The organism is Cobetia sp. QF-1, from assembly GCF_002213105.1.
Lineage (GTDB): Bacteria > Pseudomonadota > Gammaproteobacteria > Pseudomonadales > Halomonadaceae > Cobetia > Cobetia crustatorum.
On sequence record NZ_NBVS01000003.1, the window covers coordinates 38646 to 60128 of the forward strand.

The following is a 21483-nucleotide window of genomic DNA, read 5'->3' on the forward strand; positions in this document are numbered from 1 at the left end:
AGCTTGGGCCATCCGACACAATCTCGCCTCCACGCAGGAGTCACGCAAGCAGCATACGTCGCGAGTAGCCTCGACAATGTCCAGACAGCATTCTCAAACAGCCTTCAGCGACGTGCCATCAGCTCTTGCCAGCGTTTGTCGAGACGCTTGGTGGACACTGTCTCCAGCGTGCCAAGTTGCTGGGCAAAGAGCGACACGCGCAACTCCTGCAGCCACCAGCCAAAATCCTCCAATTCAGCGTCCGGCAGGCCCTGCTCACGGGCCTTGTTCAGTCGCGTATCGAGGCGTGACTCAAAGCCCTTGACCTCTTCCATGTCGCGCTGATCACGCATGCGCTCACGCGGCGCCTTGTCGAGACGAATCAACATCGCTTCGACATAACGCGGCAGCTGATGGAGCCATGCGCCCGCTTCACGGATGAAGCCGGGATGTATCAAGCGTGTCTGCTGCACTTTGAGGTCTGCCACTACCAGCGCCATCGAGAAATCGATCTTGCCCTTGAGGCGTTTGGAGAGCTCAAGATGCTGCTTCAGTGCCGCCTCAAGCGGCTTGATCAGCGCTTCAGCATGCGGCACCAGCTCGGCACGCCGATCATCCAGGCGCGCCTGCAACTCACCGCGTGAGCGCGGCAGCGGCTCAACCGCCATCACCTGCTCGAATACGCTGTAGATGAAGTCATCTGCCAGCTGACGGCGCGTGCCAACCTTGGCGAACAGCAGCGCACAGCGCTCCAGCGCTTTCATGTCCTTGTCCAGATAGCGGACCTGGTCCGGCAGACGCGCCATCGCCAACCGTGTGATGCCATCACGATGCGCCGCGAGCGCCTTGGCAGGATGATCGAAAAGCTCCACCGCCAGACTCGGCTCGCCTTGTTGTTGAGAGGAAGACGGTACAGTGGCGTGACTGGAAGGCGCACTGTTCTTGCCCGTCTTGCGCGCCAGCTTGCGTTGCTTGGCACTCATGCCAGCGCCCGGACCATCACTCTCTTCCTGCATCGCACGCACGACCAGCGCCGGATAGGCCTCGACACGAATGCCCGCCTGGGTGGTGCTGTGCGAGGTAGCCATCGGCGTCTCGGGCAGGTCTTCCAGCACTTCACTGGTGGCATCACGGCTGCGATTGGCCATGGCACGCGCCGCAGCGGCGGCAGAATCCTTGAAGCGTGCTTCCAATGCTTCGAGATCACGCCCCTCACCCAGCACCTTGCCGTCTTGATCGACGATACGCAGGTTCATGAACAGGTGCGGCTCAAGCGCTGCGGGCTGCCAGGCATCTTCCGGCAGACGCAGGCCTGTCTTGACGCGCATGAACTCACCCAGCGCACTGGTCAGCGGTACATCGTCCGGTGTCAGCGCTTCAAGCGCGGCATCGACCCAATTGGGGATTGGCACCACCTGCTTGCGATACTGTTTGGGCAGTGACTTCATCAGCGCGATCGCCTTGTCACGCAACAGGCCAGGCACCAGCCATTCGATACGGTAGCGTGGCAGCTGAGAAAGCATCGCCGCCGGCACTATCATGGTCACGCCATCATCGATCGCGCCCGGCGAGAAGTGGTAACTGAGCGGATAGGCCACGCTGTTGTGATTGAGCTGCTCCGGATAACGCGCCGCCGTCACCTCGCCGGCATCACGCGCCATCAGGTCATCGAGATTCAGATGCAGGACGTTGGGATTATCCTGTTCGGCATCCTTGCGCCACTTGTCGAAGCTACGGCCGTTATAGATACCGGCAGGGATACGCTCGGCATAGAAGCTGAAGAGCGTTTCTTCATCGACGAGGATATCGCGCTTGCGGGCACGCGCTTCCAGCTCGCCGACTTCCTCCATCAGCGCACGATTGTGGGAAAAGAACGGTGCACGGGTCTGGAATTCACCCTCTACCAACGCGCGACGGATGAATAGCTCTCGTGATTCTTCCGGCGCCAACGGGCCATAATGCACCTTGCGCGCGGTCACGATCGGCAGACCAAATAACGTGACCTGCTCGCTGGCGACCACCTGAGCACGTTTCATCTCCCAATGCGGCTCGCTGTAGCTGCGCTTGACTAGATGCTCGGCTAGCGGCTCGACCCACTCCGGCTTGATCGCCGCTGCCTGACGCGCATAGAGCTTGGTCGTCTCGACCATCTCAGCCGCCATCAGCCACTTGGGTGCCTTCTTGGACACGCCAGACCCCGGGTGCACGAAGAAGCGTCGATTACGCGCGCCCAGGTACTCGCGATTCTCCTGCTTGAGGCCAAGATTGGAGAGCAGTCCCGTCAGCAATGCGCGATGCAGTGATTCACTGTCGATCGCCACCGAGGGTCGCCGCCCTTGGCCGTGCCCAGCCAACACCTTGGCGACGACCTCGGCCTGAACCTCTTCCTCACGCGGATGCTGACTGCTGGTGAGTTCGAGCCCCAGATCACGCGTGACCTGCTTGAGCTGACGATAGGTGTCATGCCACTCACGCAGGCGCAGATAGTTGAGGAAGCGCGCCTTGCACCAGCGACGCAGCGGGTTGGCACCCAGTGCGTCACGGGCGATTTCGAAGCCATCCCACAGATTGAGCCAGCTGATGAAATCAGAACTGTCATCATCCCACTCGTGATGTGCCTGATCAGCCGCCTGACGCTTCTCGGCAGGGCGTTCACGCGGGTCTTGAATCGACAGCGCACTGACGATGATCAGTACTTCACGCAGGCAGCCACGGCTCGCACCTTCCAGCACCATGCGCGACAGACGTGGATCAATCGGCAAGCGTGCCAACGTGCGGCCATCGCGCGTCAGGCGGTTGTGCTCATCCACCGCGCCCAGTTCACGCAGTAAACGGAAGCCATCGCTGACAAAGCGCGAATCCGGCGCATCGACGAAGGGGAATTTCTCGATATCGCCCAGCTTGAGCGACAGCATCGAGAGAATGACGGCGGCCAGATTGGTGCGCTGAATCTCGGGCTCGGTGTACTCCGGCCGCGCCAGGAAGTCTTCTTCGCTGTAAAGGCGAATGCACAGCCCCTCGGCAATACGCCCACAACGCCCCTTGCGTTGATTGGCACTGGCCTGACTGACCGGCTCTACCGGCAGGCGCTGAATCTTGGAGCGATAGCTGTAACGACTGATGCGCACCAGACCAGGATCGATGACATAGCGAATGCCCGGCACAGTCAGCGAGGTTTCGGCCACGTTGGTGGCCAGCACGATGCGACGCCCGCGATGCGGTTGGAAGACGCGATTCTGCTCCTCGTTCGAGAGCCGCGCGTACAGCGGCAACACCTCAGTATCGCGTAGCTGGGCCCGGCGTAACGTATCAGCAGTGGCGCGAATCTCGCGCTCGCCGGGCAGGAAGATCAGTACGTCACGTGGCCCCTGTAGCCAGCCCTTCTCGTTTTCGATCGCGGAGAGATCTTCCACCGCGCGCAGTATGCCTTCCTGCAGGCTCAAGTCTTCCTCGCCCTCAGCATCGCGTACCAGCGGCAGATAATAGGTATCCACTGGATAATTGCGCCCAGTCACCGAGACGATAGGTGCAGGCGTACCATCAGGCGCGGCAAAATGCTGACTGAAGCGCTCCACATCGATGGTGGCAGAGGTAATGATGACCTTGAGATCAGGTCGACGTGCGGTGAGACGCTTGAGATAGCCGAGCAAGAAGTCGATGTTCAAGCTGCGCTCGTGGGCCTCATCAATGATGATGGCCTCATAGCGGCTAAGATCCGGGTCATGCTGGGTTTCCGCCAGCAGAATGCCGTCGGTCATCAGTTTGACCAGCGTCTCCGGCCCTGTGGTGTCGTTGAAGCGCACCTGATAACCGATCGTCTCACCGAGCGTCGTCTCCAGCTCTTCCGCCAGACGCGCAGCGACTGAACGCGCTGCCAGACGACGTGGCTGGGTATGGCCGATCAGACCATTGCGACCTAGCCCCATTTCCAGACATAGCTTGGGGAGCTGGGTGGTCTTGCCCGAGCCAGTCTCACCCGCCACCACGACGATCTGATGCTCTCTCAGCGCGGCAAGAATATCCTCGCGGCGCTCCACCACTGGCAGTGTCGGCGGATAATTGAGTGCAGCAGGCGTCTGCCAGCGCGACAGCGCCGTCTCGCGAGCCGCACGCTGGGCAATGCTGGCCTCAAGCCGTGTCTCGACATCATTGATAGCGCGATCAACGGGCTTGCTCTCCTTGAGGCGCCGACGCAGCCCCGCCAGACGCTTACCCAGTTCACGCTGATCGCGGATCAGGGCACGTTCGAGCCGGGCCGCAAGGGCCTCAAGACGCGCATGTTCGGACGGTGCGGTAGCGGTGTCGCTCAAGGACTGCCTCTTCTCAACCAGAGGCCGCACGCCTGAGCGCACAGCCGAAAACTCTCGGAATTCGGTCACCCACGCACAACCTGTCGCAGAGACCTGAATGACAAAACGGCCCGTCACCAAGTGACGGGCCGTACATTGTAGCCTTGCCAGCAGCCGCGCCCAACCTTGGGCGGCTCAGGCATGACATCTGTGCCCCTCGCGGGACACCATCCTCAGGCTTCGCGCGTCGTGACGTTCTCGCTATCACGCAGCTCACGGCGCAGCACCTTGCCGACATTGCTCTTGGGGAGCTCGTCACGAAATTCGACGAAACGCGGCACCTTATAGCCAGCCAACTGCTCCTTGCACCAGGCGCGCAAGGTATCGCGATCAAGGTCGGGATTGCGCGACACGACAAACAGCTTGATTGCCTCACCGCTCTGCTCATCGGATATCCCAACGACAGCCGCTTCCGCCACATCAGGATGACCACTGACCACATCCTCGATCTCGTTCGGATACACATTGAAGCCGGAGACGATGATCATGTCTTTCTTGCGATCGACAATACGCACGAATCCGTCCGACTGAATGACGGCGATATCACCAGTGCGAATGAAATTCTCATCATCCATCGCTTCACGCGTGGCGTCGTCACGCTGCCAGTAACCCTTCATCACCTGCGGACCACGTACGCACAATTCTCCGGGTTGATCACGACCCAATGTCACGCCATCAACATCCACCACCTTGAGTTCCGTGCCCGGGACGGGGCGGCCGATGGTACCGAGCTGCAGTTCACGCGGTGGATTGAAGCTGACGATGGGCGAGGTCTCAGTCATGCCATACCCCTCGGCAATGGCACAGCCAGTGATGGCTTCCCAGCGCTCAGCGGCCGTACGAGTCAGCGCCATGCCACCAGAAATGGTCAGCTTGAGCTTCGAGAAGTCCAGCGCCTTGAAATCATCGCGCTGACACAGTGCCGAGAACAGCGTATTGAGGCCGACAAAGGCGGTAAACGGCGTGGTGCGTAGTGTCTTGATGAAGCCATCAATATCACGCGGATTGGTGATCAGTACGCTGTGGTTGCCACTCTCCATGCTATAGAGGCAATTCACCGTGAAGGTATAGATGTGATAGACCGGCAGCGGTGCAATCAGCACTTCCTGACCTTCCTTGAGCACATCACTGATCACACCACGCGCCTGCAGCATGTTCGCCACAAGATTGCGATGCGTCAGCATGGTGCCCTTGGCCACGCCCGTGGTGCCGCCGGTGTACTGCAGTGCCGCCACGTCGTCCGGCTGACGGTTGACACGGGTATGAGAAAGGCCTGCACCGCGCTTGAGCACATCGCGCAGACCATGTGCCGCGGGAAGTGTGTAGGCCGGCACCATCTTCTTGATATAGCGCACCGCTAAATTGATCAGCGGGCGCTTGGGGAAATCATGCAGATCGCCGATCTCGGTGATGATGACTTCTTCAATCGAGGTGCGGTCGAGTACCTTCTCAAGCTTGTCGGCCATATTGGCCAGAATCACGATCGCGCGGGCACCGGAATCATAAAACTGGTGCTGCATCTCGCGTTCGGTATAAAGCGGATTGGTGTTGACCACGACCAGCCCCGCCCGCAGCGCGCCAAAGACAGCCACCGGAAACTGCAGCAGATTTGGCAGTTGGATGGCGATCCTGTCGCCGGGCTCAAGCTCGGTATCATGCTCGAGCCAGGCCGCGAAGTTACGCGACAGACGATCCACATCAGCATAACTCAGCGTCTTGCCCATGCAACTGAACGCCGGACGGTCGGCATAGTTGGCACAGCTGGCCTCGAAGACCTCGAGAATAGAGGGATAGTCCTCAAGCCCGTTCAGCGGCTCACCGCATAGAATCAGACTGTCACTGTCTGGTGCGCATGTATTCGTACTATCAGCGCTCGTACTATCAGCGCTATCAGCTGTCGCAGAAGCGGCAGAATTGGCATCACGCATGGCAATGGGCTCCATGGCTACGTTCATCGGGTGCAATATCGATGGGCTCACACCCTTTGTTGTTATCGGGCCGTCACGCCCGCATGTAAATGGATGGCACGAATGATAGGCGTATCATCGTTGTTATACGCTACCTTAACCAGCACACCTTGCATTGTAAAACGATCGATTGAAACCATCGTTCACATTCCTGAATCCTTCACCATATCAATGGATTGCAGGCATTCGACCTTGGTCCGATGGCTAACGACTGGCTGATGAAAAGCAGAGCAGGAGTACACACAGCGAAAGCCGAACGACGTGCGCGCCTTCCTCTCCCTCTACCTGCACCATTTATCATCCCTGCCATGTCGTTATGCGCTCCAGGCCTTTGAGTCGCAGCGTGCTTACCCTTACTCTGAAGCTCATCAGGCGATAACGCCAGTGAAGGAGATGGGCTCCACCTCCTGCATATTCATTCTGACGGCGCTTTCGTTCATCGCTCATCTGTAGAGGAATCTCGCATGGCACAGATCTATCAGGACAACTCACTGGCCATCGGCAACACGCCACTGGTCAAGATCAACCGCCTGAGCAGCCACCCACGCCTTTACGCCAAGGTGGAAGCACGTAATCCAGCGTTTTCCGTCAAATGCCGTATCGGTTCCAGCATGGTGTGGGATGCCGAAGAGCGTGGCGCGCTCAAACCGGGTATGGAAATCGTCGAGCCAACCTCCGGTAACACCGGCATTGCACTGGCCTTTGTCGGCGCTGCACGTGGTTATCCGGTGACACTGACGATGCCGTCTTCAATGAGCATGGAGCGTCGCAAGGTGCTCAAGGCACTGGGTGCCAATCTGGTACTGACGGATCCGGCTCTCGGGATGCAGGGCGCCATCGACAAAGCCTGCGAGCTACAGAAAGCAGAACCGGAGCGTTACTTCCTGCCGCAACAGTTCTCGAACCCTGCCAATCCGCGCATCCACGAAGAAACCACTGGCCCGGAGATCTGGGACGCGCTGGATGGGGATATGGATGTGCTGGTGGCCGGTGTCGGCACCGGCGGCACCATCAGCGGCATCGCGCGTTACTTCAAGACGATTCGCGGCCAGACGCTTGAAGCGGTAGCAGTGGAACCGGCAGAATCCGCCATCATCACTCAGCGTCTCAAGGGCGAGTCCATCACACCTGCCCCGCACAAGATTCAAGGCATTGGCGCCAACTTCATCCCTGACAACCTGGACCTGACGCTGATCGATCGCGTAGAGCCGGTCGCCAGCGATGAGGCGATGGCCATGGCACGCCGCATCATGAAAGAGGAAGGCATCATGTGCGGTATCTCTTGTGGCGCGGCAATGATCGCGGCACTGCGACTGGCCGATGATCCGGCGTACGCTGACAAATCCATCGTCGTCATCCTGCCGGACAGCGGCGAGCGCTACCTTTCCTCACCGATGTTTGCTGGCATGTTCGATGAAGTTGAAGACTGATATGCCGCATTCCAGCACTTGGTCGAACAGTCGTTAGGCATAGTTGTTAGACATGGAAAGGGCCGCATTCGCGGCCCTTTCTGATTTCCAGACATCAAAGAATGTCTTCTCACTGAAGCGTACTCAGCAACTCACATCGGTGGCCAACCAATCCGGCTTGAGACGCGCCGTCGCCTGCCTATCCGCCCCCTCGCCTTCTTCAATCGGCAGTTCACCGCCAAGACTCGCCACCAACTCGCCTTCGCGGAAGACCACCAACTGCCCCGGCAACAGGCGCACCCACTGCTCATTATCTGTTAGCGGGTCTGTCGCAATCACTGACACCACATCATTGCAGGTAGTGTGCTGCTGGAAATCGACGCTCATCTCGAAGTCGGTCAGGCTCGCCTTGCCAAACGGCGCACGGCGGGTGATGTGCGCCAACTTCGTCGAGCAGTAGGCATACAGATGAATGCCGTCTGATAACAGCAGGTTGAAGACGCCCATACCGCGGAGCCGCTCACACTGCACATGTAGGTGTCGCCACAGCTCGACGCACTGTTCTGGCGGTTCAGTAAAGGCGCGACGAATCTCGCCGAGCAAGAAACAGGCGGCATGCTCGCTGTCAGTGCTGCCCACTGGCCGGTAGTACGGCAACGGCAGTGCCTGCCACTCCGCCAGCTGCCCATTGTGGGCATAGCACCACTGACGCCCCCATAGCTCACGCGTGAACGGGTGAGTGTTGGCCAGAGTGATCTGCCCCACGTTCGCTTGCCGGATATGGCTGATCACCATCTGCGACTTGATCGGGTACTCCAGGATCATGCGCGCGATAGGCGAGTCGACCGACGGATGAGGATCACGAAACTCGCGATACCCTCCCTCTTCATAGAAGGCGATGCCCCAGCCGTCACGATGCGGCCCCGTGCCACCACCACGCTGCAGAAAGCCCGCGAAACTGAAGCAGATATCGGTCGGCACATTGGCACTCATGCCGAGCAGTTCACACATGGGGTTCCTCCCGGTGATGCGTTTTACGCGTCAGGCGACGCACCAGCATGATAAGGGCAAGCAGACCAATCACACCGGCCACTGCGTAGGCAATCATGCGACTCTGCGGTGATTCTGCCTCCCGCTGGGCAAAGCCCGAAGCACCTTCGAACCACTGATTGATCAACGCCGGCACCTTATCAATCGGCAGACGGCCCTTCAGCAGCAGTGCATTGAGATCTTCCTTCTCATTACCTGCCTGATCCAGCCCTTGAACCTCACCGAAGGCCTCGCCCTCGATCGGTGTGCGATCCAGATTGGCAGCACGCCGTGCCGCGCGCTCGTTGAGGGTGAAGGGAGCGAGATCAATGAAGCGCGCCTCACCTTCCAACTCGACACGAGCGCTGATCTGCACGTCGGCACTGACATCACGCTCAAGTGGTGGCAGGTCGATACGCCATTGACGCTCGCCTTGCTCACTGACCGCCAGCCTTTCGCCGCGCAGCGTGGCCACCAGGCGCGTATTCGCGGTATTGAGCAATGGATGACGCGCAGTGACTTCCAGCGCCTTGGGCGGATGACCAGAGCTGCCGGATGCACCTGACGTTGCGACCGGCTCGACTAGCAGCGGGTCCACCACACTGGTGCGCTGACTGAGCTGGCGCGCAAAGGACGCGTTATCACGATAACCGGCCACGGTCAGCGTCAGGCGCGCACCGCCCAGCTGCCGGGGAGCTGGCATGTCGACATTGAAGTCAGCGCCGTCTCGCTCAAGACCTCGCTGCTGCGCCGTAGTCACCGCGTCCATTGACGCTTCCAGCGAGGCATCCTTCGAACCACCGCCGCTAGCCGCCTCCGCATCAGCGTCCTGTTCTGGCACCAGCCGTGCATTACCGTCGAGCGTGGCCAGGAATTCCTCATCACTGACATCACGTGCGCCATTGGCCAGTGTCGCTTGCAGCGAATAGCCAAATCCGCGATACAACGTGGCAGGCAGCGGACGCGCGACCAGCGCCAAATCCGAGACCACCGTGATACGGCTATCGGCACCCACCTGCCCCTCGATACGCCACTCACCCGCCTGCGGCGTGGTCACGGTAATCAGGTCATAGCGGGATTGATGCTCCCAGCGCACACCGTCCGGCAGAGAACTTGCCTCCTTTGATGAGGGCAATTGATAACGCTGTCCATCTGGCGCGATCAATACTGGCGCACTGTCAGCTGGGCCATGGAAGACCAGCGCAGTGAATTCATCCACGCTGCCATCAATGACAAAGCGCTTGTTCTCCAGCGGTACCTGCTCACCGGGCACGATGCGATCCAGTGCAGCGAGGAAGGTCCGCAGCAGGTCTTCCGGAGTTTCGGCAACACTGGCCAGGCCGCCAGTGGCATCAGCAATTCGCTGTAGCAAATCGATATCCGCGTTACGCGACAGTGCCACGGTGTGCACCGTGATGTTGTGACTGGCTAGCGCCGGGGCAAGCTGATCAATGATGCGCTGACGTGATTCAGTATCGCGCGCTGCCTTCTGCCCAGCAGGTTCACGCAAATCCACCATGCCATCGGAGAGCAGAATTATCTGGCGTGGCGTATCGCCACCGACTTGCGTTTGAGCGCCTTCGGCAGCCGCACGCAGACCAGCTTCCAGATCGGTGTACTGCTCGTAATCGTCAAGACGGCCCTCAAGACTGCGCGCCGCCTGCTTCCAATCGCTATTGACCGGCCCCAGAGCCAGCAAGGGTTGTACTTGCTCACCGAAGCCCCACAGTCCCGCGCGTGAACGTTCTGGTAGCAGCGTGACGAGAAGATCCAACGCACTGGCGCGCAGATTGGCAGGATCGTTGTGCTTCATGCTGCCAGACACATCGATCGCCATGCGCAGATCAGGAGCGGACTCCTGTTGCGTGGCAGATGCCGTCACTTCTGTCTCTTCAGACTGTGCCAGTGGGCTGAACAGCATACCCACCAGCAACGGACCTGTTAGCCACGCACCTGTCAGCAATGGCGCTAGCAGTGTCTTGCTCAAGCATCGCAACCACAGACGCGAGAAAGATAACGGGACGTTCACATCACGAGGCATCACAGATCCTTAGTCCACGCACGGACAATGCACAGATAGCGCTGATCAGAGGGAAGGTTCCTGACGATCACGCGCCGTACGGCGTGCTGCGGCGGTGCGCGCTGGCGCATCACGGCTTTCGGCACGCAGGCCATTATCAACAGCACCCTCTTGGCCTTCATCATCGTGTGCTGCACGACGTGACGGTCGCTGCGCTTCACGACGGCGCTGTTCACGACCACGTCCCAGCCACCAGATACCCAAACCTGCCGCCAAGCCCAATCCGATACCGAGCACCAGCATGGCGAAAGATGAGGCCACACCACCGCCATCCTTCTGTATCAGACTAATCGCAAAAGCCACAATCGCCGGCGCGGTGCCGGAATAGCTATCCGCAGGTACCGTGGCAGTCACATGAAAGCCAGCAGGAACCGCGATCATGCCAGTGACACCACCTACCACTAGCCAGCGCATGAAGCGCGGCAATATCCGTACCGCCATATATCCGGTAAATACCACCACCACTGCCAGCCCGAAATAGATCAGCCACATCTGCGGCAGGGAATCAGAAATCAACATGCCCTTCACTCCTGTCAGAACTTTCTATCAGAACTTTCTATCAACACGCTCTACCAACATGTTTCATCAACACGTTCTATCAATATTTCCTACAAAGAACTGCCGGATAAAACTGACGAGCAATGCCTTCAGACGGTACTTCCCGCCGACACTTCAATTTCCTACAAACACGTCCCGCGAATGATGCCCTGCCACTGCACGTTCGTGACCCGCGATTCCAACGCCCTTTTCCTACTGGGCAAGGGCTTGTGAACGCTGTGGGACACGCCCAATGTTACACTCCATGCCCGCCCGACACACTCGAGCCCCCGACTTTCACGAGGTAGCCATGTCCGACAGTCCTGTCCAGCGTCATTATCGTGCCAATGACCCAGAATGGCACTGGCTTGAGACACGAGACGCGCCTGAGGTAGAGGCGTTTCTCACCGCAGCCAATGCCGAGAGCGACAATTGGTTCACGCCGCTGATGCCGCTAGCCGATGCGCTCTATACCGGCCATCTGGCACGCCGTGAACTGGCCGTCTCCAGCCTACCGGAAGCACTGGACTATTACGTCTATTGGAGCAAGACCGCAGACGATGCCGATTATCCCGTGTGGTGGCGCCATCCTCTAGCAGCCGATCCCGCTGATACCACGCGTCATGAATGCCTGCTCGATATGCAAACCCTGTCGCGCCATCACGACTTCGTTGAGCTAGGCGACATGTCCATCTCACCGAACGAACAGCAACTGGCGTGGACTCTGGACACCAGCGGTGACGAGGTGTTCAGCCTCATGCTCGGAATTCTGGATGCCAATGACAGCGACGCTCGTCAAAAGGGACAGAAAGACGAGTGCTTGCTGGACAATATCGGTCCGGATCTGTCTTGGGCCGAGGATGGTCAGCATCTACTTTTCACACGCTATGACAGCACCCAGCGTCCGTTCGAGATCTGGTGTCTCAACGTCGAAAGCCGTCACGAGACCCTGCTGTATCGCGAGGAAGATAGCGAATTCTGGGTCGGTATGGGCAAGACTCGCTCACGCGAATATATAGTGTTGGAAACAGCCTCCAAGGATACCAGCGAGTCTTGGCTATTACCGGCAGCGACACCACTGGGCGAGATGACATTGGTGCGTGGTCGCGAAACCGGCGTCGAATACGGCGTCGATCACCGCCCCGGCCACTTCTATGTGCTGCATAACCATAACGCACCGCACTTCCAGCTCGATGTGGCACCGGAAAGTGCACCAGGCGACTGGCAGCCACTGATTCCCACCCGCGAAGAGGTGACGCTGGAAGGGGTCGATGCCTTCAGCTGGGGATTGATGGTCGATGAGCGTGATCATCGCCAGGCGCAAGCCTGGTTGCGTGTCATCGAGTTCGATGGAGCAGCATCAGGGTCAGATGCCATCACGCGTGACGAGCGCCTGGCGATGCCGGAGCAACCGCTGAGCCAGGGGCTGGGCGACTGCCCGCACTTCGACTCACGTCGTCTGCGTATCCGGGAGGAAAGCTTCACGACACCGCCGAGCTGGATCGAGATCGATCTGGATACCGGCACTCGTCATCTGCTCAAACGCCAGACCGTGCATGGCGACCTGGCACCGGATGAGCTGATCAGCCGTCGTCTGTGGGCCACCTCCGCTGATGGCGAACAGGTGCCTGTCTCGGTCGTGATGCGTCGTGATCTGTGTGACACAGAAGGGCGACCGCTCGCGCCATTGCCGGTACTGCTGTATGGCTATGGTGCCTATGGCGAGACGCTGGACCCGTGGTTCTCGATTGGACGCCTTGAATTGCTGACACGTGGCGTGGCCTTTGCGGTCGCACATGTACGCGGCGGCGGTGATCGCGGTGAACCCTGGTACCTGGCGGGCAAGCTTGAGCACAAGGAAAACAGTTTCCACGATTTCCTCGCGGCGCGTGATGCACTGGTTGAACAGGGTGTCGGTGCGGCCGATCGCATTGCAGCCTACGGTGCTAGTGCCGGTGGTCTGCTCGTCGGGGCTAGCCTCAACAAGCGCCCAGATGCCTTCTGTGCCGCGGTGCTCGACGTACCTTTTGTCGACGTGCTGCGCACCATGGAAAACCCTGAACTGCCGCTGACCACTGCCGAGTACACCGAGTGGGGCAATCCGCACGAGAGTGAGGCACGTCGCCGCATTCGCGCCTACTCGCCGCTGGACAACCTGACGGCAGCACCTTATCCGCCGCTATTCCTGCAGGGTAGCTGGCACGATACGCGTGTGCCCTACTGGGAGCCGGCCAAGCTGTATGCGCGCCTGCGCCAGATGGACTGCACGCCACACCCGGTGCTATTGCGCACTGACATGAGCTCTGGGCACGGTGGGGCCTCGGGGCGCTTCAAAGCCTGGCGCGACAATGCCCGTCAGGATGCCTTCCTGCTATGGGCACTGGGTGTAAGCGATGACGGCTAATTTCGCACTACAACGCTGATTCAAGACCTCCTCAGAACAGGTTGGCATCGCAAATACGACAAGGCCCCGCCGGGTAACCGGCGGGGCCTTGATGTTTCCGTCAGATAAATGAGCTGACGGACAGTTCCTTGCGAATAGCGTTTTCCAGATGATTCAGTACCGGGCACTCATCGCAAAGAGTTCATCGTGATGAACTTAGCGCGGGTCGAGCTTGGCCAGCTTGGTCGCGACACGATCACCGTAGTCGGCATCGGCCTGACGAAGGTGCGCGATCATCTTGTCCTGCACGACGTGGCTCACGCCAACCATGGTGCCTGAGATGACGTCAGTAATGCGCGTCTTCTGACCCTCATCAAACATGCGGTAAAGATTACCCGCCTGGCTGTAGTTATCCTCATCGCTGTTGTCGTAGTAGCCAACCCAAGCGTCCTGCTCCAGCGGCATGGCCGGCTCGGCAGCCGTGGCGCCCGGCACCGGTGCACCTTGTTCAGCACGCTCGTTGGGGTAGAAGTTGGTGCGGGAATACTGGCCGCCTTCCTTCGTTTCTCCCGGCATGCCCTGCGTTGCCTGGCCACCCTGCGGGCCACCACCGTGCCCGGTGACCGGACACATGCCTGCCATCGCACCATCGCGCTGATAGTTGTTGACCGGGCAGACCGGACGGTTGACCGGCAGCTGCTCGCCGTTGACGCCAACACGATAGCGGTGTGCATCGGCATAGGCCCACAGACGCGACTGCAATACGCGGTCCGGTGAGGCACCGATACCCGGCACGAAGTTGGACGGCGAGAAGGTGGACTGCTCAACCTCGGCGAAGTAGTTCTCCGGGTTACGGTTCAACTCCATCTTGCCGACTTCGATCAGCGGGAAGTCACCATGCGGCCAGACCTTGGTCAGATCGAACGGATTGATGTGATAGCTACGCGCCTGCTCTTCGGTCATTACCTGAAGGTTGACAGTCCAGCTCGGACGCTCACCACGATCAAGACGTGTATGCATATCATTCTGGTGGAAGTCAGGTGCCACCTGGCTTGCTTCTGCATCGGTCAGAGTTTCGTGACCCTGATCAGTCTTGAAGTGCCACTTGACCCAGACTCGCTCACCCTTGTCATTCCACAGGCTCAGCGTATGCGAGCTATAACCGTTCATGGTGGTCAACGACTTCGGAATACCGCGATCTGACATCAGGATGGTGACCTGATGCAACGCCTGCGGATGGTTGGCCCAGAACTCCCAGCGATTCTGCCAGCTCACCATGTTGGTGTGCGGGTCTTTCTTCTGGGTATGGATGAAATCAGGGAACTTGGACGGCTCGCGAATGAAGAACACTGGCGTGTTGTTGCCGACCATGTCCCAGTTGCCCTCTTCGGTGTAGAACTTGAGAGCAAAACCACGGACATCACGAGTGTTGTCACCACTATCCTGGCCACCGGCCACGGTAGAGAAACGTGCCAACATCGGGGTCTGCTTACCGACGCCCTGCAGGAAACGTGCAATGGTCAGGTCAGACAGGTCACGCGTCAAAGTAAAGGTACCGAAAGCTGCGATACCACGAGCATGCACGACACGCTCCGGAATACGCTCACGATTGAAGTGAGCCAGCTTTTCGAACATACGCCAGTTATCAAACGTCAGGGAGCCATTCGGGCCAGCTGTCTGACTGATGTCGTCATGTGGAACCGGCGCACCATTAGCGGTGGTATAGCGGGGAGTCTGTGACATGCGGACGTTCTCCTGTCAGGTAGAAAGATGCTCCATCAGGCTTGCTTGGCCGCGGCCAGAGACTGCTGATGTCATGATGTCATGCGCTGCTTGCCGTGACGGCCGACAGACCAGCGTCGAAATGGGGTGTGGGGGCGATGCCTGCCCGGCAATGTGCTGGCGTTCCAACCCCCTTGATGCCCTCTTACCTTACGTAGACAACGGCTGAAGAGATAATCAATTACCAGCATGCCGTTGATAACCGTGACCTATCGCCCCCCCCCCCCACTTGCGGGGGCACGCCAGCACTATACTCCGCCGAGAGGAACACGACCCTGGCATCGCCAACCCTGTTTACACCTTTGCTGGTGACATCGTCGCGGTGAAGGATGACGCCTTCATGACCAGAAAAAGCCCCCTGGTTCCGAAGAACCAAGGGGCTTGGTGGGTCACATCATACCTCGTGGGGCGCTAGCGCCTCATGCTGGCATCTGATTGGCGCGTGAATCACGCGACCACACACGGTGAGCCAGCAAGGCATCTCGCAGTGGCAGGCTGGCCGCCAGGACGTCATCCACCAGGATGACCCCCTCCTCGACCGGTACGCGCGCGGCGGCCAGCAATTCCTTGCCTTCACCGATCGCCACGATGGGCTTGAGGTGCTTGTAAGCCTCCTGCACGTAGTAGAGGCCGAGCCCTGATGCGGCCAGCGTCTTGACGCTGCCCTCGCCACCGGCCACGACCACGCCATCCACCGCCACGGACGGCAGACCATTGAGCATCGCGTCCGGTGCCAGCATGCTGCCGTCGCTGGCCTTGATCGGCGCCATGCTCGGCGCGATCAGCAGCCCTTCGGCGCCTTCATCGCTGAGCTGCTTCTGGATGGAGCGCACATCTTCCATCGTCACGCCATCGGCTGCCAGAATCGCCACCTTGCGGGTCGCGATGCTGTCGGGCATGCGCGCCATCAGGCTGAGCGCCGGGTCGCTCTCGACCTGGCTGGTGCCCAGCTCCCCTTTCGGCGCCGGCTGGGTGGTGGGAGCCTCGATACCGTGGTTCTCACCGACACGACGCGCCAGCTCCAGATCGATGTTGGGCAGAATCTCAGTGATCACTCGCTCACGGATCCACGGGCGTTCGACCTTGGAGAGCTCGAAGGTGTAGGCCGCGATGATGTGCTCCTTCTCCACCTCGGTCTGGCTGTTCCAGAACAGGGTGGCCTGGGAGTAGTGATCCCCAAAGGAGGCGCTGCGCGCGCGCACCTTGTGCGCTTCGACGCGCTCGTGATGCGGCTCGAATCCACCGTGCGGATCATCAGAGGGCGGCGTTTCCGACGGCCAGCCACCATCAATGGAGTTCGGCTCGTAGGACGCCTGCCCAGTGTTGATGGTCTGACGATGCTGTGCATCGCGCTGGTTGTTGTGGAACGGACACACCGGCTGATTGATGGGGATCTCGTGGAAGTTCGGTCCACCAAGACGCAGCATCTGGGTATCCAGATAGGAGAACAGACGCCCCTGCAGCAGCGGGTCATTGGAGAAGTCGATACCCGGCACGATATTGGCCGGATTGAAGGCCACCTGCTCGGTCTCGGCGAAGTAGTTGTCCGGATTGCGATCCAGCACCATCTTGCCGATCGGGACCACCGGCACCAGCGACTCCGGAATCAGTTTGGTGGGATCGAGGATGTCGAAATCGAAGCTGTGCTCATCCTTCTCTTCCACCACCTGAATGCCCAGCTCCCATTCCAGCGCGGCGCCATTCTTGATGTCGTCCCACATCATGCGACGATTGAAGTCCGGGTCACGCCCCCACAGCTTCTGGGCTTCATCCCAGATCAGCGAGCAGGTACCCGCTACCGGCTTCCAGTGAAACTTCACGAAGCGTGAAGTGCCCTCACGATCAATCAGCCGGAAGGTATGCACGCCAAAGCCTTCCATGTTGCGAAAATGACGCGGGAAGGCGCGGTCCGACATGGTCCACAGCACAGTATGCGTGGTTTCCGGCATCAAGGAGACGAAGTCCCAGAAGGTATCGTGCGCCGACTGCCCCTGGGGAATCTCATTGTGCGGCTCCGGCTTCACAGCATGCACGAAGTCGGGGAACTTCATCGCGTCCTGAATGAAGAAGACCGGAATGTCGTTGCCGACCAGATCCCAGTTGCCTTCATCGGTATAGAATTTGGTCGCGAAACCACGCACATCGCGCACGGTGTCGTTGGAGCCGCGCGAGCCCTGCACGGTGGAAAAACGCACGAAGACGGGTGTCTTCTTGGTGGGGGTCTGGAATACGCCGGCCTTGGAATACTGCGAAGCGTTGTCGTAGGCCTGAAAATACCCATGCGCGGCAGCGCCACGCGCGTGCACGATACGTTCAGGGATACGCTCGTTATCGAAGTGATTCATCTTCTCGCGAAAGATGAAGTCCTCCATCAGGGTCGGACCGCGTTCCCCCGCCTTCAGCGAGTTGTGGTTGTCCGCGATGCGCAATCCCTGATTGGTACGCAGGTCATGCCCCTCGGCATCCGCGCGATAGGTCTCCAGCGCCTCGTCCTTGGCCTTGCCATCACCGGCATTGGGCTGGGTGTCATGTGGCCCGTTGCGATTGGAATGGGTATAGGGATTCTCCGCGTCTGCCGAGCGGTTCTGGCCCTCGTGGTACGGGCACTTGGCGCTGTCGGCATTTGACCGGGAAGAGGATGCTGAATCGTGCTCATTGCTCGCCATGCTCAAACACTCCTGTTTTCGCTAGATCTGCAACCCGCCGCGCTGATGGCGACGGAATTTCCAACAGGCGAAACGACAGGGACATGGCCTGAGCCCTGCGCCGTCTGGTGGGACTTCACCCCACTGCGTCGATGTGGTCCATCCGTCAGGTCGGCAGTGGGCATGAATCTGTTACACGGTGAACGAGTTCACGAATTTCAGGCCTTGGATTTGACCTTGGAAACGATCCAGAGCAACACCACCGCCCCGACGACCGAGACCACCAGTGAGCCGATGATGCCGGTGGACGCCAGCCCCAACAGCTTGAACAGGATGCTACCGAGGAAACCGCCGACCACACCGACAACGATATTACCGAGGATGCCGAAGCTGCCGCCGCGCATGATGTTGCTGGCAATCCAGCCTGCCAGACCACCGATGATCAAACCGAGAATGATACCCATGAGGTGACTCCTTGTGATGATAAAAACGTGCTAATAAAGCGTTAACCATGTCTTGGAGACGATGTTCCCTGATTAAAAGGGGGAACATCACAACTCTTCAAAACGAGGAGCCCGGTTGGCGCAGGAAGGCGACCTCCTCAGCACTGGACGTCCGCCCTAGAATGGCGTTGCGATGCGGATAGCGGCCGAATCTACGCACGATGTCCGCATGATGGCGCTCAAAGCGCAATGTTTTTTCAAGCCCGGGCCGATCGAACAAGGCTTCTGCCCGATCATGGATCGCCACCGATTCGCTATGCATCCACGGCATGATCACGAAGGGCTGCCAGGCCACCGGCAGTTGCTCAAGATCCCCCTCGATTACCGCCTGCTGAGAGAGCGCCAAGGCCAGCGTATCTCCCTCAAAGGCGCCGGGCGTATCACGATGAATATTGCGCGAGAACTGATCCAGCACGAGGATCTCCGCCAGACGCCCACCGGGTGTCACGCGCCACTCCCATAACTCACATGCCAGCGCACGCTGCAGACACTCCTCAAAGCGCTGGCGAATCGTGGCATCCAACGCTTCACTCTTGCGAAACCAATCTCTGGCCGCCAGTTCGACGAACCAGAATTCCAATATGCCGCGTGCTTCTTCGTGACACTCCGCCATCAACTGCACGCTCTGTGCCGACGCTGCAACTGAAACGGCAGATGTGGGGGTAACTCGGGATTTCGACATGCAGCCTCCTGCAGGCTCATCAGCACGTTCATCAACACTCACGGGATCATCAACAGCATGGAAAAGAAGATAGCCCACAGGGCTATCTGCAACGACAGACGACACTCTGCTGGTGTCGCTCGGCCTACTTCAACTACACATCATCATGGCGCTGACACCTTCTCGTCATCTTGAGCAGCGACAGTAGCGACTCTCAAGAGCACCGCCCGCTGCTCTCCTGACGTCTGGTTGAAAACAAGGAAGCTTACATGTCCCGCCGCCTGTCTGACTTACTCCTACCGCGCAGCCGCAATGCGTCACACTCGTCCGAAACCTCCACGTCCTCGGCTGCTATTGCGGGTGAGCCCTCGCGCATGGATCGCCGCAAACTACTGGGCCGTGGCCTGCAAGGCGCGGGGTTCGGACTGATGGCTACGACAGGCCTGCTGGGCGCGCCGTCCATCGTGATGGCGGAAGGCCGTCGCCCCAAGATGCCGTCAGGAGTGATGAGCGGTGATGTCACCGCCAGCCGCGCGATGCTGTGGAGCCAGACCGACAAGCCCGCACGCATGCTGATCGAACTGGCCGATAACGCCGAGATGCGCGGTGCCTTCCAGATGCAGGGGCCTGTCGCTCTGCCTGCTGATGGCCTGACCTCAAAGCTCGATCTGACCCGTATCGGTACGCGCGCCAATGCCAGCGGCGAAGTGTTCTACCGGGTCCGCTACGCGGCGCTTGACGATCACAAGGCCATCAGTGAGGCCACCGCTGGCCGCTTGGTCCTGCCGCCGAGTGCTCAGAAACCGCGTGCGCTGCGCTTCGTATGGTCTGGCGATACGGTCGGTCAAGGCTGGGGCATCAATCCCGATTTTGGTGGCCTGCGTCTCTACGAGACCATGCGTCAGGCCAAACCGGACTTCTTCCTGCACTCCGGCGACACCATCTATGCCGATGGCCCGCTGGAAGAACGCGTCACCCAACATGACGGCAGTGAGTGGCGCAATATTGTCACGCCGGCCAAGTCCAAGGTCGCCGAGACACTCGAGGAATACCGCGGTCAGTACGCCTACAACCTGATGGACGACAACCTGCGCCGCTTCAATGCCGAAGTGCCGATGTTTGCCCAATGGGATGACCACGAAACCACCAACAACTGGTACCCCGGCGAAATTCTCGAGGATGACCGCTACACCGAGAAGAATGTCGATGTACTGTCTGCCAATGCGCGCCGCGCCTTTCTCGAGAACATGCCACTGCGCACTGGTCCCAGCGCACCGGAGCGCATCTATCGCAACTTCGGTTTCGGCCCCGAGCTTGAGATGTTCATGCTCGACATGCGTAGCTTCCGTGGCGCCAATTCAGCCAACCGTCAGTCGGGCCGCGGGCCGGAAACCGACTTCCTCGGTCGTGATCAGCTGGCCTGGCTCAAGCAGTCACTCAAAGCCAGCACCGCCACCTGGAAGATCATCGCCTCTGACATGCCGATTGGCCTGCTGGTACGTGATGGCGATAACTTCGAGAACGGCGCCAATGGCGATGGCGAGGTGCTGGGGCGTGAACAGGATATCGCCGAACTGTTGAAATTCGTGCGTGATCACGACATCCAGAATCTAGTATGGCTGACCGCAGACGTGCACTACACCGCCGCCCATCACTACTCGCCAGAGCGCGCGGTGTTCAAGGACTTCACACCGTTCTGGGAATTCGTCAGCGGCCCGATTCATGCCGGCACCTACGGCCCGGGAGAGCTGGACAACACCTTCGGCCCCAAGCTTGAATTCGTGAAGGCACCGCCAGAGGGCCGCGCCAACATGTCACCCAGCGAAGGCTTCCAGTTCTTCGGTCAGGTCGATCTCGACCCTGAGAGCAAGGCGCTCACCGTGACTCTGAAAGATATTCACGGCGCGTCGCTGTATCAGAAAGTACTGACACCGACAGACGTCACGGCTTGATCATCAGCGCGACTCCCGTCAGCTGACCTGACACCGAATGTCTGAATGCTGTGCAATGCCCCATGCCTCCTCTCACCGCCAATGCGGTTCGTAGAGACATGGGGCATTCGTGTCTTGGCACGATCGACAGGCCTTATCTTCATCTTCAAGCGCTATCGTCAGGGGCTATGTCTGCACGATTCAGACAATTAGCGAAAAATGTCAGAC

12 protein-coding genes are annotated in these 21483 nt (G+C 59.4%); 3 read left to right on the forward strand and 9 right to left on the reverse strand.

Going from position 1 to position 21483, the window contains the following annotated elements; genetic code table 11:
* Positions 1-104: 104 nt before the first annotated feature.
* Positions 105-4289 carry an ATP-dependent RNA helicase HrpA gene (hrpA, locus tag CFN46_RS06705; protein WP_088743081.1) on the reverse strand — a complete coding sequence of 1395 codons (4185 nt, stop codon included), beginning with the start codon at positions 4287-4289 and terminating at the stop codon, positions 105-107.
* A gap of 212 nt (positions 4290-4501) precedes the next feature.
* On the reverse strand, positions 4502-6256 hold the full coding sequence (locus CFN46_RS06710) for an AMP-binding protein (protein ID WP_088743229.1): 1755 nt from the start codon (positions 6254-6256) through the stop codon (positions 4502-4504).
* Between the two features lie 503 nt (positions 6257-6759).
* On the opposite strand from CFN46_RS06710, the gene cysK reads away from it, so the two are divergent.
* Positions 6760-7725, forward strand: a complete 966-nt coding sequence (gene cysK, locus CFN46_RS06715; protein ID WP_088743082.1) for a cysteine synthase A — start codon at positions 6760-6762, stop codon at positions 7723-7725.
* 123 nt (positions 7726-7848) lie between these two features.
* Here cysK and CFN46_RS06720 read toward each other — a convergent pair whose 3' ends face one another.
* The 3 genes from CFN46_RS06720 to CFN46_RS06730 are packed head-to-tail and all read right to left on the reverse strand — an operon-like array spanning position 7849 to position 11332.
* Positions 7849-8715: a class II glutamine amidotransferase gene (locus CFN46_RS06720; RefSeq protein ID WP_088743083.1), complete on the reverse strand. Its 867-nt coding sequence runs from the start codon at positions 8713-8715 to the stop codon at positions 7849-7851.
* Positions 8708-10774, reverse strand: coding sequence for a vWA domain-containing protein (locus CFN46_RS06725; protein ID WP_088743084.1), 2067 nt, complete (start codon positions 10772-10774; stop codon positions 8708-8710). The genes CFN46_RS06720 and CFN46_RS06725 overlap by 8 nt, the downstream gene beginning before the upstream one ends.
* Positions 10775-10819: 45 nt before the next feature.
* On the reverse strand, positions 10820-11332 hold the full coding sequence (locus tag CFN46_RS06730) for a hypothetical protein (protein ID WP_088743085.1): 513 nt from the start codon (positions 11330-11332) through the stop codon (positions 10820-10822).
* 328 nt (positions 11333-11660) lie between these two features.
* On the opposite strand from CFN46_RS06730, the gene CFN46_RS06735 reads away from it, so the two are divergent.
* A complete protein-coding gene (locus tag CFN46_RS06735) occupies positions 11661-13754 on the forward strand; it encodes a S9 family peptidase (RefSeq protein WP_088743086.1) in 2094 nt (697 codons plus the stop codon).
* A gap of 195 nt (positions 13755-13949) precedes the next feature.
* On the opposite strand, the gene CFN46_RS06740 is transcribed toward CFN46_RS06735, so the two are convergent.
* The 4 genes from CFN46_RS06740 to CFN46_RS06755 form a co-directional block, all read right to left on the reverse strand.
* Complete coding sequence (locus tag CFN46_RS06740; RefSeq protein WP_088743087.1) at positions 13950-15476, reverse strand: catalase; 1527 nt, start codon at positions 15474-15476, stop codon at positions 13950-13952.
* Positions 15477-15934: 458 nt separating this feature from the next.
* Positions 15935-18181, reverse strand: coding sequence for a catalase HPII (katE, locus tag CFN46_RS06745; protein ID WP_088743088.1), 2247 nt, complete (start codon positions 18179-18181; stop codon positions 15935-15937).
* A 197-nt stretch (positions 18182-18378) separates the two neighbouring features.
* Positions 18379-18624, reverse strand: coding sequence for a GlsB/YeaQ/YmgE family stress response membrane protein (locus tag CFN46_RS06750; RefSeq protein WP_088743089.1), 246 nt, complete (start codon positions 18622-18624; stop codon positions 18379-18381).
* Positions 18625-18721: 97 nt separating this feature from the next.
* Positions 18722-19345 (reverse strand): DUF924 family protein, encoded by a 624-nt coding sequence (locus CFN46_RS06755; protein WP_339378982.1) that lies wholly within the window; start codon positions 19343-19345, stop codon positions 18722-18724.
* A gap of 248 nt (positions 19346-19593) precedes the next feature.
* Here CFN46_RS06755 and CFN46_RS06760 point away from each other — a divergent pair, with 248 nt between their 5' ends.
* Positions 19594-21276 carry an alkaline phosphatase gene (locus CFN46_RS06760; protein WP_369597141.1) on the forward strand — a complete coding sequence of 561 codons (1683 nt, stop codon included), beginning with the start codon at positions 19594-19596 and terminating at the stop codon, positions 21274-21276.
* The last annotated feature ends 207 nt before the right edge of the window (positions 21277-21483 follow it).

What these genes read in the sequence shown, in the direction of transcription:
- cysK (WP_088743082.1), top strand. Translation starts at nt 6,760, where the DNA reads ATGGCACAGATCTATCAGGACAACTCACTGGCCATCGGCAACACGCCA.
- CFN46_RS06755 (WP_339378982.1), bottom strand. Translation starts at nt 19,345, where the DNA reads ATGTCGAAATCCCGAGTTACCCCCACATCTGCCGTTTCAGTTGCAGCG.
- CFN46_RS06720 (WP_088743083.1), bottom strand. Translation starts at nt 8,715, where the DNA reads ATGTGTGAACTGCTCGGCATGAGTGCCAATGTGCCGACCGATATCTGC.
- CFN46_RS06730 (WP_088743085.1), bottom strand. Translation starts at nt 11,332, where the DNA reads ATGTTGATTTCTGATTCCCTGCCGCAGATGTGGCTGATCTATTTCGGG.
- CFN46_RS06740 (WP_088743087.1), bottom strand. Translation starts at nt 15,476, where the DNA reads ATGTCACAGACTCCCCGCTATACCACCGCTAATGGTGCGCCGGTTCCA.
- CFN46_RS06760 (WP_369597141.1), top strand. Translation starts at nt 19,594, where the DNA reads ATGTCCCGCCGCCTGTCTGACTTACTCCTACCGCGCAGCCGCAATGCG.
- CFN46_RS06725 (WP_088743084.1), bottom strand. Translation starts at nt 10,774, where the DNA reads ATGCCTCGTGATGTGAACGTCCCGTTATCTTTCTCGCGTCTGTGGTTG.
- CFN46_RS06750 (WP_088743089.1), bottom strand. Translation starts at nt 18,624, where the DNA reads ATGGGTATCATTCTCGGTTTGATCATCGGTGGTCTGGCAGGCTGGATT.
- CFN46_RS06735 (WP_088743086.1), top strand. Translation starts at nt 11,661, where the DNA reads ATGTCCGACAGTCCTGTCCAGCGTCATTATCGTGCCAATGACCCAGAA.
- katE (WP_088743088.1), bottom strand. Translation starts at nt 18,181, where the DNA reads ATGGCGAGCAATGAGCACGATTCAGCATCCTCTTCCCGGTCAAATGCC.
- CFN46_RS06710 (WP_088743229.1), bottom strand. Translation starts at nt 6,256, where the DNA reads ATGCGTGATGCCAATTCTGCCGCTTCTGCGACAGCTGATAGCGCTGAT.